This is a genomic window from Pseudomonas sp. B40(2017) (assembly GCF_002112855.1).
GTDB classification, from domain to species: domain Bacteria; phylum Pseudomonadota; class Gammaproteobacteria; order Pseudomonadales; family Pseudomonadaceae; genus Aquipseudomonas; species Aquipseudomonas pharyngis.
Genome location: NZ_NEIT01000004.1, coordinates 550494 through 566260, shown reverse-complemented (window position 1 = coordinate 566260; position 15767 = coordinate 550494). Strand labels below are relative to the sequence as shown.

The 15767-nt window shown below is 55.0% G+C and carries 14 protein-coding genes; 8 read left to right on the top strand and 6 right to left on the bottom strand.

All coding sequences use genetic code 11. The features are described 5' to 3' along the window. Positions 1-48: 48 nt before the first annotated feature. The 6 genes from rfbA to CAF76_RS13320 all read right to left on the bottom strand — a co-directional run bounded on the left by rfbA (position 49) and on the right by CAF76_RS13320 (position 4161). Positions 49-939 (bottom strand): glucose-1-phosphate thymidylyltransferase RfbA, encoded by an 891-nt coding sequence (rfbA, locus tag CAF76_RS13345; protein WP_085647533.1) that lies wholly within the window; start codon positions 937-939, stop codon positions 49-51. Next, positions 936-1835, bottom strand: coding sequence for a dTDP-4-dehydrorhamnose reductase (gene rfbD / locus CAF76_RS13340; RefSeq protein ID WP_085647532.1), 900 nt, complete (start codon positions 1833-1835; stop codon positions 936-938). Before rfbD ends, rfbA begins: the two co-directional genes overlap by 4 nt. Further along, positions 1832-2908 (bottom strand): dTDP-glucose 4,6-dehydratase, encoded by a 1077-nt coding sequence (rfbB, locus tag CAF76_RS13335; RefSeq protein WP_085647530.1) that lies wholly within the window; start codon positions 2906-2908, stop codon positions 1832-1834. The genes rfbD and rfbB overlap by 4 nt, the downstream gene beginning before the upstream one ends. A gap of 227 nt (positions 2909-3135) precedes the next feature. Continuing rightward, entirely contained in the window at positions 3136-3375 is a 240-nt protein-coding gene (locus CAF76_RS13330) for a lipopolysaccharide assembly protein LapA domain-containing protein (protein ID WP_085647528.1), read from the bottom strand. A gap of 27 nt (positions 3376-3402) precedes the next feature. Then, complete coding sequence (gene ihfB / locus CAF76_RS13325; protein WP_011335356.1) at positions 3403-3699, bottom strand: integration host factor subunit beta; 297 nt, start codon at positions 3697-3699, stop codon at positions 3403-3405. 177 nt (positions 3700-3876) lie between these two features. Beyond that, complete coding sequence (locus tag CAF76_RS13320) at positions 3877-4161, bottom strand: hypothetical protein (protein ID WP_085647526.1); 285 nt, start codon at positions 4159-4161, stop codon at positions 3877-3879. A gap of 832 nt (positions 4162-4993) precedes the next feature. Between CAF76_RS13320 and CAF76_RS13310 the strand changes: the two genes are divergently transcribed. The 8 genes from CAF76_RS13310 to CAF76_RS13275 are packed head-to-tail and all read left to right on the top strand — an operon-like array spanning position 4994 to position 15739. Next, complete coding sequence (locus CAF76_RS13310; protein WP_085647522.1) at positions 4994-6121, top strand: DegT/DnrJ/EryC1/StrS aminotransferase family protein; 1128 nt, start codon at positions 4994-4996, stop codon at positions 6119-6121. A 32-nt stretch (positions 6122-6153) separates the two neighbouring features. Further along, positions 6154-6630, top strand: a complete 477-nt coding sequence (locus tag CAF76_RS13305) for a GNAT family N-acetyltransferase (RefSeq protein ID WP_218190799.1) — start codon at positions 6154-6156, stop codon at positions 6628-6630. Continuing rightward, entirely contained in the window at positions 6627-7424 is a 798-nt protein-coding gene (locus CAF76_RS13300; RefSeq protein WP_085647520.1) for an ABC transporter permease, read from the top strand. The genes CAF76_RS13305 and CAF76_RS13300 overlap by 4 nt, the downstream gene beginning before the upstream one ends. Then, the gene (locus CAF76_RS13295) at positions 7421-8179 is read left to right on the top strand and encodes an ABC transporter ATP-binding protein (RefSeq protein WP_085647518.1); all 759 of its coding nucleotides are present in this window, start codon (positions 7421-7423) and stop codon (positions 8177-8179) included. The genes CAF76_RS13300 and CAF76_RS13295 overlap by 4 nt, the downstream gene beginning before the upstream one ends. Positions 8180-8230: 51 nt before the next feature. After that, on the top strand, positions 8231-9262 hold the full coding sequence (locus CAF76_RS13290; RefSeq protein ID WP_085647516.1) for an acyltransferase: 1032 nt from the start codon (positions 8231-8233) through the stop codon (positions 9260-9262). Next, complete coding sequence (locus tag CAF76_RS13285) at positions 9259-12489, top strand: glycosyltransferase (protein WP_085647514.1); 3231 nt, start codon at positions 9259-9261, stop codon at positions 12487-12489. Before CAF76_RS13290 ends, CAF76_RS13285 begins: the two co-directional genes overlap by 4 nt. After that, complete coding sequence (locus tag CAF76_RS13280) at positions 12486-14522, top strand: methyltransferase domain-containing protein (RefSeq protein WP_085647512.1); 2037 nt, start codon at positions 12486-12488, stop codon at positions 14520-14522. The genes CAF76_RS13285 and CAF76_RS13280 overlap by 4 nt, the downstream gene beginning before the upstream one ends. A 44-nt stretch (positions 14523-14566) precedes the next feature. Continuing rightward, positions 14567-15739 carry a glycosyltransferase gene (locus tag CAF76_RS13275; RefSeq protein WP_158090458.1) on the top strand — a complete coding sequence of 391 codons (1173 nt, stop codon included), beginning with the start codon at positions 14567-14569 and terminating at the stop codon, positions 15737-15739. Positions 15740-15767: the final 28 nt, after the last annotated feature.

Sequence of the window (15767 nt, the reverse complement as noted above, 5' to 3'; positions counted from 1 at the left end):
TCCTGCTTACCGGTTGAACGCAGCATTGAAAGGAAAACGACTTTCCAATCAGTCAGCAGGTGAATCCAGCAGTTTCTGCAGGTATTGCCCGTATCCGGTTTTCTTCAACGCGTCGGCCTGAGCGGACAGCTGCTCGGCAGTGATCCAGCCATTGTGATAGGCGATCTCTTCGAGACATGCCACTTTCAAGCCCTGACGCTGCTCGATCGTATGAACGAAGTGACTGGCCTCAAGCAGCGAGTCATGCGTACCGGTGTCGAGCCACGCAAAACCACGACCCAACATCTCCACCTTTAGCGTCTTCTGCTCGAGATAGGCACGGTTGACGTCGGTGATTTCCAGCTCTCCGCGCTCCGATGGCTTGATGCCCTTGGCGATCTTGACCACATCGTTGTCGTAGAAGTACAAGCCGGTAACAGCGTAGTTGGACTTCGGCTTCAGCGGTTTCTCTTCAATACTCAGCGCCTGGCCCGTCTTGTCGAACTCGACAACACCGAAACGCTCCGGATCGGAAACGTGATAGCCAAACACGGTGGCACCGGATGCCTGGGCACTGGCAGAACGCAGATTGTCCGAGAAGTGCTGACCGTAAAAGATGTTGTCGCCCAGAATCAGGCAGCAAGGGTCCTTGCCGATGAACTCTTCGCCGATGATGAACGCCTGCGCCAGACCATCCGGAGAAGGCTGTTCGGCATAGCTCAACTTGATACCGTACAGGCTGCCGTCACCCAGCAGCTTCTTGAAGCATGGCAGATCTTCCGGCGTGGAGATAATCAGGATTTCACGCATGCCGGCCAGCATCAGTACCGACAACGGATAGAAGATCATCGGCTTGTCGTAAATCGGCAACATCTGCTTGGAAACACCAAGGGTCAACGGATGCAGACGAGTGCCCGAGCCGCCAGCGAGGATGATGCCTTTACGATTTGTCGTGGTCATTTATTCAGAACTTCCATAAGCATTCGGGTTACACCACTTTGCCAATCCGGCAAGTGTAGAGAAAAATTGTCACGCAGCTTCCGGGTATTCAATCGCGAATTCCGGGGACGACGCGCAGGCGTCGGATAAGCTGTCGTTTCAATCGGATTGATCGACATCACCGCCAGCGTCTCGCCATGCGCTTTCGCCACTTCGACAACATGTCGGGCATAGCCATGCCATGACACCTCACCCGCCGCCGCCAGGTGATAGACGCCTGCCAGATCCGGGCGCTGCAACACCTGACGAATGGCGTGTGCAGTGACATCGGCGATCAGATCCGCACCGGTCGGCGCGCCGATCTGATCGTCGATCACACTCAGTGTTTCACGCTCTCTCGCCAGGCGAAGCATGGTCTTGGCGAAGTTGTTGCCGCGAGCACTGTAGATCCAGCTCGCACGAAAAATCAGGTACTTGCAGCCGGACGCGACGACTGCCTCTTCGCCTGCAAACTTGCTGGCGCCGTAGTGATTGACCGGAGCAACCACATCGCCCTCCAGCCAAGGCACCGTGCCCTCTCCGCTGAAAACGTAGTCGGTTGAATAGTGAACCAGCCATGCACCCAGGATGGACGCCTCCTCGGCAATGACCTGAACCGCCTTGACGTTCACCAGATCCACCAGCTCGCACTCAGACTCGGATTCGGCCTTGTCTACGGCAGTGTAGGCGGCCGCATTGACAATCACATCCGGCTTGACGGAGCGAATGGTCGCGCGCAGGCCGTCCAGATCGGCGAGATCACCGCACAATCCATCTACCGTGTGACGATCAAGGGACAACAGCTCGCCCAGTGGCGCCAGGGAGCGTTGCAGCTCCCAGCCCACCTGGCCATTTTTTCCTAGAAGGAGGATTCTCATGCCTTTGTCGAACGACCTGCGTAGTTCTGGTCAATCCACTGTTGGTAGCTGCCGCTCTTCACGTGAGCGACCCACTCAGTATTGCTCAAATACCACTCGACCGTTTTCCGGATTCCACTGTCAAAGGTCTCCTCGGGCGTCCAGCCCAGCTCACGCTGGATTTTACTGGCGTCGATCGCGTAACGCTGATCGTGTCCCGGACGATCCTGAACATAGGTGATCAGGCTGGCATGCGGACGGTGAGCGGAGTCAGGACGCAGTTCGTCAAGCAGGGCGCAAAGGGTATTCACCACTTCGATGTTCTGCTTTTCGTTGTGGCCGCCAATGTTATAGGTCTCGCCGATAACGCCCTCGGTCACGACCTTGTACAGGGCGCGCGCGTGATCTTCGACGTAAAGCCAGTCACGCACCTGGTTACCCTTGCCGTAAACAGGCAGCGGCTTGCCTTCCAGCGCGTTGAGAATGATCAACGGGATCAGTTTCTCGGGGAAGTGACAAGGGCCGTAGTTGTTCGAGCAGTTGGTAACGAGCGTTGGCAGGCCGTAGGTACGAGCCCAGGCGCGAACCAGGTGGTCGGAGCTGGCCTTGCTGGCCGAGTAAGGCGAACTTGGCTGATACGGTGTGGTTTCCGTGAAGAGATCTTCGGGACCTTCAAGGTCTCCGTAAACTTCGTCAGTGGAGATATGGTGAAAACGGAAAGCGGCCTTGCGCTTTTCATCGAGGGCCGCCCAATAGTGACGGGCCGCTTCGAGAAGGACGTAAGTGCCGATGATGTTGGTCTGGATAAACTCGGACGGGCCGGAAATGGAACGATCGACGTGGGATTCGGCCGCCAGGTGCATGATGGCATCTGGCTGATGTTCACGCAGAACACGGTCGATCTGATCACGATCACAGATATCGACTCGCTCGAATGCGTAACGCGGATCCAGGCTGACTTCGGCGAGCGACTCAAGGTTGCCGGCATAGGTGAGCTTATCGACATTGACAACGGAGTCGGTGGTATTGGAAATGATGTGTCGGATGACTGCCGAACCGATAAAACCTGCACCGCCGGTGACTAGAATTTTCACGCGAAACCATACCCTTGAGTTACTGAGAGGACCGCCAACCGGGCCCTGCCTGATCCATGAATGCAAAAGCCATCAACTTTGCGGAGGCTTTCGATAGAAACAGCCTGCACCGACAGGGATAACCACCATCGGAACGGCGTAGCATTTTACAGTTTACCGGAAGATTTACTAATGGATATGGACAAGCTGCTGTGCAATTTCATACACACGTCTGAAGGGCATCGACCTTAAACAGGTCGCTTGCGTGAACCACGCGGCACGAGACGTAGAATACCCCTTATAAGCGGGCCAAGTATCATGCCCACCAGCAATGCCAGCACCACAATCAAAGAGACAGGCAACTGGGGCCCCGCCCATCCCAGAAACAGCAACGAGACCGATTGTTGATTCTCAAGGACAAATGCCAGCAGCATCAGGATCAATAACAGGAAAAATACAAAGAACCCTACACGCTTGAAGTTACGCATGACCGACGCTCCGAAATCTCGACGAAATCAAAGCTCGCCCTCCTCTTCCTCGTTTACGCGGTCCCGCAACTCCTTGCCCGGCTTGAAATGTGGGACGAATTTACCGTCAAGACTGACGGATTGCCCGGTTTTAGGGTTCCGACCAACACGCGGCGCGCGATAGTGCAGGGAGAAGCTACCAAACCCGCGGATCTCTATGCGATCACCGGTAGCAAGGCATTGGGACATTTGCTCAAGCATGGTCTTGATGGCCAACTCCACATCTTTGGATGAGAGCAGCCCTTGATGGGTGACAATTCGTTCGATCAACTCCGACTTCGTCATGTTTTTCCCTTCTTTTTCAAGCAGCTAGGTAAGCGCTACAAAGGGTTTTAGCATGCGCTGAAGATTTTGAACAGCCTGAGTATTGACGAACGCACAAGTTCAACTTTATGGACCCCGGAGCCGCACCGATTGCCAGCCCGACGCCGAAGAACGCCAAACCCGTCCCAGCAGGATTTTTCACGGTTTGCAGACCACAAACATCGTTCGTGTCAGGTATCCGGCCGGGTTCCAGCCGAACGGATAGTCCTCGGCGTCCTCTTTGGAATCGCTGGACCTGGCCACAACCTTGTACCCCCTTGACGGACACTCGCGAGCCGCCCGCTTTTCGCATTTTCCCCAGCTGGAACCAAGTCCTGAACAATCGATGCGTACGCCGGTTTCGCCACGAACGACATGGGTTTTACTGTTGGTTGTACAGCCCGCCAGGATCAGCAACATCGCAACAACAATAAACCTGTTCATCCCCCTCCCTACCTCTGACATAACCAACACCCTGCAAGGGCAACTCGGATCCGCCCCGTCCTGAAAAGACCGCACGGAACGGAAGTTGGTTTCCTTTATATGCGCCTGCCGCCCGGGGAAACCTGTTCCACCTCAAGCAGAACGGGACGCACTCCTCACCAGCAAGACGATGGATCAGCCGGCCAACCCCCTTAAAACCTTACCCCATTCTTGTTACAAAATAATTCAACGAGCACTTCCGAACACCAGAAAAGCACAACCGGCACGAAGCAAACCTGCCGCCACGCCTGCGCGCAATGCAATCCGTTTCCAAACGCGAGTCGATACCAATCGGATCCCAACGATGGTCTCGACCGAAATAAATGGTTATCATCGCCGCGCCAAGCGTAGGAAAAATCCGTACGCACCCTTGGAAAAAGTCACGAATACAGTGATGAAAACCGACTTGCCCCCCCCAAGAAAAACGCTGATGTTTTACCTTTGCATGCAGGCAACTCACGAAGTTTTTCAATGCCTCGGCAGCTCGCATGCTGAGGATGGGCCTAACAACGCATACATGTTTCTGACGTTGCGAGGCCAGCAGAGCCAATACAAAAAAGACGTTCACCTGTGAGAAGACTTTTCTCCAGCTTTAACTGGAGTCGAGACATGGAGTTCACATATTTGCTTGCACCGCGACACTCAGCTTGACCGGATTCACCCTCAAAAAAATTGCGATCTGGTGTCGATGTCACCGCATTGATCCAGGTCCATACGCCCAACTCTTGCACAACCTCGATCGGTAAGTAAGGCACCCCCAGTTTGTAGCCTGATCTACCTATAAGGACATTCCATGTCGATTCAGCTGTTTGTACCAAAATTCCGTATTGATGAATGCCTCGCCGCCATTCGCGAATGCCTCGAAAAAGGCTGGACCGGTCTCGGCTTCAAGACCGCGACCATGGAAGAGGAATGGAAAACCTATACCGGTTTGCCAAATGCCCACTTCCTGAGCTCCAACACCGTTGGCCTGCACCTGGCCGTCGAACTGTACAAGACCAAGTTCGGCTGGAGCGATGAAGATGAAGTCATCACCACGCCACTGACCTTCATCTCGACCAACCACGCCATTCTGTATGCGGGCATGAAGCCAGTATTCGCAGACGTCGACGAGTCGTTGTGCCTCGACCCGGAAAGTGTGATCGAGCGCATCACGCCGAAAACCAAGGCTCTGATCTTCGTTGGCATCGGTGGCAACATCGGCCAGTACCAGAAAATCGTCGAGATCTGCAAAGAGCACGACATCAAACTGATCCTCGATGCGGCCCACATGGCAGGCACTCGCGTCAACGGCAAGCATGTCGGTCAAGAAGCCGACTGTGTCGTGTTCAGCTTCCAGGCTGTGAAAAACCTGCCGACCGCTGACTCCGGCATGATCTGCTTCAAGAGTAAAGAAGACGACGAGCGGGTTCGCAAGCTGAGCTGGCTGGGCATCAACAAAGACACCTTCGCTCGCACCGCCGCACAAGGCGCGTACAAGTGGATGTACGACGTTGAAGAGCTGGGCTACAAATATCACGGCAACTCGATCATGGCTGCCATGGGTCTGGTTCAACTCAAGTATCTGGACCTGGACAACGCCTATCGTCGTCAACTGGCCAGCTGGTACCGTGAGAACCTGGCCGGCCAGACAAAGATCGGCATCGTCAACGTAACACCAGGTTGCGAGTCTTCGACCCACCTGCTGCAGATCCGCGTCAAGGATCGCGATGCTCTGATGCTGGCGCTGAACGAGCACCAGATCTACCCAGGCGTGCACTACCGCGACAACACCGAGTACTCGATGTATTCGTTCGGTGCCGGCACCTGTCCGAATGCAGCCAAGGCCAGCCAGGAAATCCTGTCGCTGCCGATGCACCTGGGCCTGACCCGTGCCGACGTCGACACCGTGTGCGAACTGCTGATCCGCTACGCAAAATGAAGCGCTCACTCCCCTCGTTTGATGAAGGCGCAATGCGCCTTCGCCTGATCGAAGAGAGTGACCTGCACGAGACCTTGTCCTGGAGAAACCGGGACGAGGCGCGTGTCTGGTTCAAAACTTCGACGCCTCTCACTTACGAGCAGCATGCCAACTGGTTCCATCAGCGCTATCAGCCGAGCGAAACCGACTTTCTGTTTGTCGTCGAAGCAGACGGCAAGCTGGTCGGCCAAGCCTCGGTCTACGGCATCGACTGGCAGAACCGCACCGCTGAAGTCGGTCGTTTTCTGGTTGACGCCGATCAGGCGGGTCGCGGCCATATCGGTCGCGCCTGTGGCGTACTGCTGGATATCTGCTGGCACACGCTCAATCTGGACTATGTCTTTCTCGAAGTCATCGAGACCAACGAACGTGCCATTCACCTCTACCGCAAACACGGTTTCAGTGAAGAGCAGCGTTACGACGGCCTCATCAGAATGGGCCTTCGAAAAAAACAGGCGAGAACTGAATGACGAGTGTCACGAGGCTGTTTATCGATAGCACGCGCGCATTGAAAATGTGGCGCGTCTGGACTTACCTGGGCGTTCAGGACATCAAGGCAAAATTTCACCGGTCATTCTTCGGTCCCCTGTGGATCGTGCTGACGACCGGTTTTTTTGTGACCGGTGTCGGGCTCATCTACGGTCTGCTGTTCGGCCAACCCGTTCACGAGTTTCTGCCCTACCTGGCCTGCGGTTTCGCCCTTTGGGGCTTTATCGTGGCATCGATCACCGATGCCAGCGCCACGTTCGTCAGGGCCGAGGGCTACATAAAACAGTTCTCCTATCCAAAGCAGATTTACCTGCTGAGGACGCTGATCTCGAGCGTGATCGTATTGCTGATCGGCATTGCCGTCGTGATCCCCGTGCAACTGTTCTTCAACGAGATCACCCCGCTCGGCTGGCTGTACGCTCTTCCGGGGCTGGCCCTGCTGATCATGGCGGCATTGGGTCATATCGCGATCAGCGCCTATCTCGGCGCACGTTTTCGCGACTTCCCCCATGCCATGGCCGTCATGCTGCAGATGATGTTCTTCATCACGCCGATCATGTTCCCGATCAAACTGCTCCATGAGAAAGGGCTTGGGTTCATCTACCAGTTCAACCCGCTCTATTACCTCATCGACGTGGTGCGACACCCCATCATTCAGGGTGAACTGGCCCTGCCGGAAAACTACCTGTACGCCGGTGCGTATGTACTGGCCACCTGGGTAGCCGCTTTGCTTGTCGCCTACAAGCTTGATTCTCGCGTGGTTTTCCTCTTATGACTCGTGCATCGCTGATTCTGAAAAACGTCGACATCACCTTCGAAGGTGCACTCAGCAGTGAAGAGGGACTGAAAAGCTGGCTCAAGCGCAAGTTGCTGACGCGCAATGTCGATACGGCCACCAACTACCGTATCGAAGCGCTCAAAGGCATCAACCTGGAAATCAACCATGGTGAGCGTGTCGGGCTGATCGGGCTCAATGGCGCCGGCAAGAGCACCCTGCTCAAAGTCATGGCGGACATTTATCCGCCCACCGCAGGATCGGTTTCGATCAAAGGGCACGTCTGCCCGATGTTCGAGTTCGCCACCGGTTTCGAGATGAATCAGTCGGGCTGGGACAACATCCGTATTCGCGGACTGTTGCTGGGCATGTCCGCCGATGCCATCGAAGAAAAGCTGCCGGAAATCGCCGCGTTCACTGAGCTCGGCGACTTTCTCGACTACCCGGTACGCACTTACTCCTCCGGGATGTTCATTCGGCTGGCATTTGCCGTGTCGACCAGCATCAACCCGGAAATCCTGCTGATCGACGAAGTCATGGGCGCCGGCGACATTTCCTTCGCCGAGAAAGCCAAACGGCGCATGTTCGAGTTTATGGAACAGGGAAAAATCCTGGTGTTCACCACCCATAACTTCAACCTGTTGAATGACTTCTGCACCCGCACGGTTTGGCTGCATAAAGGCCAGATTGTCGCGGATGGCCCGACCGACGAAATCGTCAAGCGTTACAACGAAGAACACACCAACGCTCAATAACAAATCACAACCTTTTCCGGCCAAGATTTACAGCTAGGATAGCGAGCCAACATGACGACCCCCTATAACTTAAAGAACATTCAAGCCCTGCGGTGGCTTGCTGCACTGCTGGTTTTCATTCAACACGCAGTGTACTTCTCCGGACAAATCAATAACGATTCCCTGCAAGGCTTCTTGCGACTGAGCTTCGGTGCGATCGGCGTCTTCGTATTTTTCATCATTTCCGGCTTCGTCATCGCCTTACAGACAGACAAGAAACCAAGCCTGTTCGCTGCGCATCGACTCGCGCGCATCTACCCGGCCTTTTTCATTGCCGCCATTGCTGCCTCGCTGATTTTCCTTGTTTTCTCCAGTTACCGTCCTGTTTTGAACAGCGGCACGCTTTCGATGCTGCTGATTCCGGTCGGCTCGCTGAACGGGACGTTCCAGATCCCGTACTGGACATTGATCTACGAAGTATTTTTCTACGCGCTGGTGTTCCTGGCGATGATTGCCTTCAAGGCCAGACCACAACTGTTGAACATTGCCATGTTTGCCTGGTTGCTGGTCATCCTTGGGTTTGCCAATGCAGGCATCAAGACCAGTGTCGCCATGCCGACATTGAGTGAAATCGTTATTTCGACGCTGAACATTTACTTCATCGTCGGTTTCTTCCTGTCGCGCCTGCTTTTCCAGCCGACAAACAGGGTTGCCTATGCTGCTCTCTTCGTCATGGCATTGGAGGCGGTATATTTTCCTGAACTGCGCTATACCGCCATCATCTGCACAATGGGCGCCGTCGCTATCCTGGCACTGATCAGACTGCCAGCACTTCCTGCATTTCTCATCAAACTGGGCGACTACTCCTACGGCATCTACCTGATGCACATGCCGGTTATCTATTGCCTGTTCCTGGCCCTCAAACCTCACGGTGTGGAGCTCTACACCTCGATTGCGATCATGACCGTGATTGCATTGCCGGCAGCCTTTCTGTTCGGCAAGTTCGAGTACTGGCTCTATCAGACCAAAATTCGTCCGGCCGTAGATAAACTTCTGACTCGCCAAAGCGCGCTTCATCAGAACCAGCCCCTGGAACAGCCATGAAATTTAGTGATTTCTCCTCTGACCTGAAGATTCATGCCAGTTCCAAGGCGCCGTCGAAACCGAAGGTCACGGTGATTCTGCCGACCTATTCCCGCGGCCACGGGCCGCTGCAGGAATCCATCGACAGTGTATTGGCACAAAGTTACCGAAACTTTGAACTGATCATTGTCGACGACGGTTCACGGGACGGCTCTGCGGCCGTCCTGCAGGAGTACCTGAAGAAAGATCCGCGCATCATTGTTCATTCGTACCACAAGAACAGCGGCCTGCCGGCATTGCGCGTCAACCAGGCGGCGCTGCGGGCGAAAGGCAAATACATTGCCTACCAGTTCGACGACGACATGTGGACCGAGCACAGCCTGCAAGTACGTGTCGAGCAACTGGAAAAGTGCACCAGACCTGCAGTGGCCTATGCCAACGCCAGCGTCGACATCGCCCTCGCCGACGGGTCGATCACCACCCGCAAGCTGGGCGGACCGTTCAACTACGGCCTGTTGATGAACGGCAACTACATTGCCAACAACACGGTCATGCACCACAAGTCCCTGTTTGATATTGCAGGCATGTATGACTCGCATGTCATGATGCGCCGCTACTCGGACTATGACCTGTGGTTGCGATTCGCCAAACACGCCGACTTTATCTGGGTCGACGAAGTGACGTCACATGTACGGGCCAACCTGGTCGATTCGCTGGGCAAGGAAATTCCACTGTTCTTCGCGCGGTACAGAAAGAGCCTGGCGATACCACGCGATCACTTGCTGACCCCTGCAAAAATCAACGACTACGACGTCATCGATCTCTCGCAATTTGCCGATACGTTCACCGATGCGGAAATCGTTGAATACCGGCGCATGGAAGCCGCGCCGTTCCTGACCAAGTTCAATGATTACTGCAGCGACTCCGAAATGGCGGTCGCGGCGGCCGCTCGAGGACGCAAGCTGCACTTGTTGACCGTGAAACCGGACTATTCGACATCGGTGGATGTCACGATCCACAACTTCACGCAACTGGCAGAACAGCGGGCGATCACCAGCACTTTCGTCAAGGAAAACGACCTGCCGGTCATCGATCTGGCGGGCGTGGATGTGACCGTGCTCTATCGCACTGTCGGCGTTGCCGGCAGCCAGTTCGTCAAGAACCAGAAAGGCAAGATGCCTTTGGCCTACTTGATGGACGACAACATGCTGCACTTCCATGAAGTCGGCCCCCAACACAGCTTTCTTGCGCCTGGCACACCGACCTATCAGAACATCGCGCAGCAGATCCAGTCGGTCGACACGTGCATCGGTTACAGCGATGCAATCAATGAAGATCTGCGCGAGCTCAACAGTAAAACAGTTCGGCTCAATACCAACATTCATGCCCGGTTCGTGCAGAAACGCACCTACAGCCGCGGCAAGCGCCTGAAAGTAGCGATCATGTCCGGCGCCGTTCGCGAGGATATTCTGCGCGAGCTCTGGCAAGCGCTTGCGAACTTCGCCAGCGCCCACGCCAACGCGGTGGAGTTTCACTTCTGGGGTCTGGATCCGGAGAAATTCGGCGCACTGGAATGCCCGGTTTTCTTCAAACCGTTCACCCACGTCTACGAAAGCTATATTCGCGACCTGAGCGAAACCAGCTTCGACATCGCACTGGTTCCCCTGGACTTCAGCACCCGTGCCGCGCGCAGCAAAAGCCCGGTCAAATTGCTGGAGTCGGTCGCAGCCGGCGCCATCGGCATCTTCACCGATGCCGTGCCCTACTCCGACATTCCAGATGCCTGTTGTGTGAAGGTCGAAAACACGGTCGAGGCCTGGGAACAGGCGCTGAATCATTGCTACGAAATGGGCCAGCAAAAGCGTGACCAGATGCTGGAAAATGCCCGGGAACTGGTGCTTTCACGCTATACCACCGAGTCGCAGTTCTACGACTTCCTCGCCAGCTGCGAAGCCGTTCGCCTGCATTCCAGACTGGGTGACAAAGCCATTGCCTATGCTTTCCACGAAACAGCGCTGGGCGGCGCCACGCTGCACCTGATCCGGCACGCCAGCCTCGTGGCTTCGCTGGGTTTCCGCGTCGTCGGCATCGTTCCGCAGGATGCGACCTACGGCCCGATCTTCAAGGCGCGCTGGGACGCCGCAACAAATGGGGCGTGCCTGCTCGAAGAGCAATGGCCTTCGGGGTATATCGACAGTCCGCAACCGCAGCGTCCGTTTCAGCCGCAGGATGAGGCGGCAGCAAGGCATCTGTCCAATTGCCTCGAGCCGGAAAGAATCGGTTTCCTGCACTTTGCGACATGGTCACCGACCATGAGCCTGCTCGCCAAACAACTGGGCATTCCCTGCAGCGCCAGTGTCCACCAGTTTTATGAGGGCGCCGGCAACTCCATCGTTCACTTTGCCGACTCGATCCACTGCTCCTCGCTGACTCATGGCTTCAAATGGTCGAGCCTGTCGAAAAGTCCGGCCCGGCGTATCGTCTGCCCGGTCGCAGACGATTACTTCACCAGTTTCGCTACCAATCGCGCCCGTGCAGCCAAGAGCGGCAATGCCCTGCGAATTCTTGTCTCCGGCACGCTGCAGCCGCGAAAGAACCAACTCGGTGCAATTCAGGCGGCAATCCTGCTCAACGATGCCGGATTCGATGTTTCGCTGGACCTGATCGGCTACACGGTATTTCACAATCAATACCTGGCCGAGTGCACTTCATTAATTGAAGCCAGCCAATATAAAGATAAATTCATCATTCATGGTTTTATCGATGATCCAAAACCGTTTTATGATAAGTGCGACTTGTTGTTGATATCGGCTACCGATGAGTCCATGCCTCAAACCATGTTGCAGGCGATGGCCATGGGTATACCCGTTGTTTCAACAATTGTCGGCGGCGTAGGGGAAATCATCAAACATCGCTACAGCGGCTTCCTCGCCCAGGACGACAGTCCAGAGGCCATGGCAGCAGCCGTATCGCAGTACATCCGGTTGTCACAATTGCAGCGTCTGGAGATCATCGATCGTGCGCAGCGATCCATGAAATTCCTTGCCCGCCCGACCTACGTCCGCTCCGAACTGGTGGATCTGTACAACCAGGCATTCGAGGAATTCGCCCGGCACCGCAAAGCTGCACAAAAGCCCGGCGACGACACGTCCAGGACCTCGGCGTCTTCGTATGAACAGATGCTGCTTGCAACTCTGAACACCACCCGCAGTCAGATCAGCCAATTAAGCAGAGCGCTGGATAAATGACATTAGAGAATGAAGTGGTGAACGTTGACCTGGGTTGCGGGAAACGCAAGCAGGAAGGATTTTTCGGCATCGATCGTTTCCCGATGCCGGAAGTCGATATGCTGGCCGATATCGATCTCGGCATTCCGCTGCAAGATGATTCGGTCGATATGTTGTTCTCGTCGCACTTCCTGGAACATGCCCGGGATCTGATGTTCACCATGCGCGAAATCTATCGCGTCTGTAAGCATGGGGCACAGGTATGCATTATCGCCCCCTATAACGAACAGAAACTGAATATCGCCAACCCTTACCACATCACGATTTTCAACGAGCACACGCCTCGCTTCTGGACTGACCACACGGAAACACCGGTGGATGAAGCGGACTATGCGGACCCGGTAAAGCGCCCCTGGGGACTTTCAAAGTCAGACAACTCCAATCCCGGTCTCGATATTCGACTGATCAACATGGAGTTCTTCTACTTCCCCGAGTACCTGCATCTACCGCTCGAGCAAAAGAGAAAGTTTCGTAACGAGCGATTCAACGTATGTGACCAGATCATGTACCAGTTGATCGTTTGGAAAGGTGATGAATGCTCGCCTGGCGTCAGCTACGAAGATCACGTCAGCGCATTCAAACCTTATGAACCTCATTACATCAGGCACCTCAAGATGCACGAGCAAAACGAAATCATCCAGAAGTTCACTCAGTCGGAAGCCGCTCTTCGTCAGCGAATCGAGGGCCTGAAAACCGAACTGGCACAAGTGACGAACGCGGCACAGGCCGCGGCGGCAGAACAATCGACAGCGGCCGCAGCTGCCCAGGCAATGGCAGCACAAGCCGCTGCGGCGGCCTCGGCGATCACCACCGATGCGCTGCTGGAACGGCGCATCAACGAGCTGACCGAGGATCGTGCACTGACCGACCGCCTGCTGCATGAAGCCCGTGCCGACAACCACCAGTTGCGGTTGCAGGTGATGAGTGCCTATGAAAAGGCTGAAGCCCTCTCGGCGCAGATCCACGAAGGCAAGACCCGGTTGATGAAGTCTCAACTGGAACAGGAACAGCTGAGCGACCAGATCACCCGCCTGAGCGAACAGAACGCCAAACTTGAAAGCGACAATGTCGACGCCTTGCTGCTCGTCAATGAACTGCATGAACGCCTGGCAGAAGCCCAGTCCAATACCTCGGCGGCTCATCAGGCCCTGCTGGATCAGACGCAGGAAAACAAGGAGCTGCGCTCACGCCTGGAAGTGTCGGCCATTGCCAATGCCAAAATTGCTCTGGTCAAAGCCGAACTCGTTGCAGCCAACGGCATCATCGACTGGTATCGCGCCAAGGAGGAAACCTGGAACATCGAACAGCATCGCCTCCAGCAGGACGTAATCAACGCCCAGCAGGCGACGAAGAAAGCAGCGCTGACTCAATCGCCTCTCGCCCAGGAAGTGCAACATCTGAACCTGGCACTCAGCACTGCGCAGAGCCAGGCCAGTCAATCGCGCCACGAAGCCTTGCAGGTCATTGACAGTCTTCAATCGGAAGTCCGGGAGTATCGCTCCTCGCGCTCCCTGCAGCTGGTGTCGCTGTACAAGAGCAAAAGCTCGCTGTGGAATTCGATTTCCCCGGCCTTCACGCCGCTCAGAACCTTTACGGAAAAACACCTGCTCAAGACTTCTCGGCCCGTGCTGACACTCGGCGATGACTTGCGCAACGTTCCTTATCGCGAATACCTGATGCCGCTTCGTCAGGAGAATCTCGGCGGCGTGTTGCTCGCGGTTCGACCGTTGATGCGCGGACAACTGGGCCTGCTGGGCGTAGAGATCGTCTCCAGCAATGACGAAGTTGTCGCCCATGTCGTTCTGCCTCTCGCCGACATCGATCCCGAGGTGCCGACTCGATTCGAACTTCCGACAGCCGCCAACCTGGACGCCAATTGGTATCTGCGTGTCTTCGTCAGGGACTCCGATGTACCGGTTGCCCTTTATGAAGTAAGCCAGTATTCCATCATGAAAAAGCGCACCAAATACTTCCCGTTTGCTGCTCTCCAGTAATGGTCAAAGGTCGCAGCTTGATGAAGGGAAAAATAGATATCCTGATGGTTATCGAAGGCGAGATAGCAACGACTCATTTGATTGAGCACATGCTGTCCGCCTGTCGATCCTATGGTGTTGTCTACCGGAAGAAGTTTCTGTCCGAACTGACGATAGCGGATATTCGCAAAACCACTATTCCACTGTTCGTGCGCAGCGGCGATCCTTCCCTGCGACTGTGGATCGAGAAACTGCAGAACGCCAATCATCCTTACATTTACTACATCGATGACAACTTCTGGAAAATCGAAGGCGACTCACCGATCGCCAAGTATTACCAGCACCCATTGATTCGGCACACACTGGAAATCGCCGTTTCAAGCGCTCACAGAGTACTGACGAATTCTGACTTGCTTGCGGAATTTTTATTTCAGTTCAATGAAAAGATCGAAATACTGCCTTCGTTCTTCGATTTTTCCTTGTTGCAGCCCACCCGAAAGATCGAGCTTGACGAACTGCGAATAGGTTTTGCCGGCAGCCCTTCGAGGGCTGACGATCTGGATATTATCAAGCCTGTCATATCCCCTCTTCTTCAAGCCTACCCGCAGGTCGTTTTCGAGTTTATCGGTGCCGCGCCAAACGATCTTGAGCTCAACGATCGCATTCGCTTCTTCCCCCACACTGCGGACTATGCGGGCTTCCTGCATTTCAAGCAGGAGCGCCAATGGTCGATAGGCCTCGCGCCACTCATCGACAATGCCTCGAATCGCTGCAAGACCAATAACAAGTATAGGGAATACTCGGCATGCGGCCTGCCAGGTGTCTATTCGGACATGCCGCCCTATCAACGATCAATCGCCCAGGGTGAAACCGGGGTTCTTTCGCCCAATACCTCCGACGCGTGGTATTCGGCGATCAGCCGATTGATTGAAGACAAGACGCTGCGAGAAAGCATCGCAGCAAAAGCCTACGACGATGTTTTCAAAAAACACTCGGTCGCCCACGTGGCGACCATATGGTCCGAGCACTTCGTTCAAGTTCATCAGCACATGAAACGCCGCAAGATCAGTCCGTTGCGAACCAACCGACTCAGATCCTACGTCATGACGCGCTTTCTTCAATTCGAATCGCTTTGGGTACGCGCAGCAACCGTGTACTCCCAAGGCGGAATACGTTTGCTGGTACACAAACTGATCAATCGGATCAAATTCGCCTTCTCACGCAGTGATTCTCTTTAATCAGCCCCTTGATAGCGGCCCCGAATTT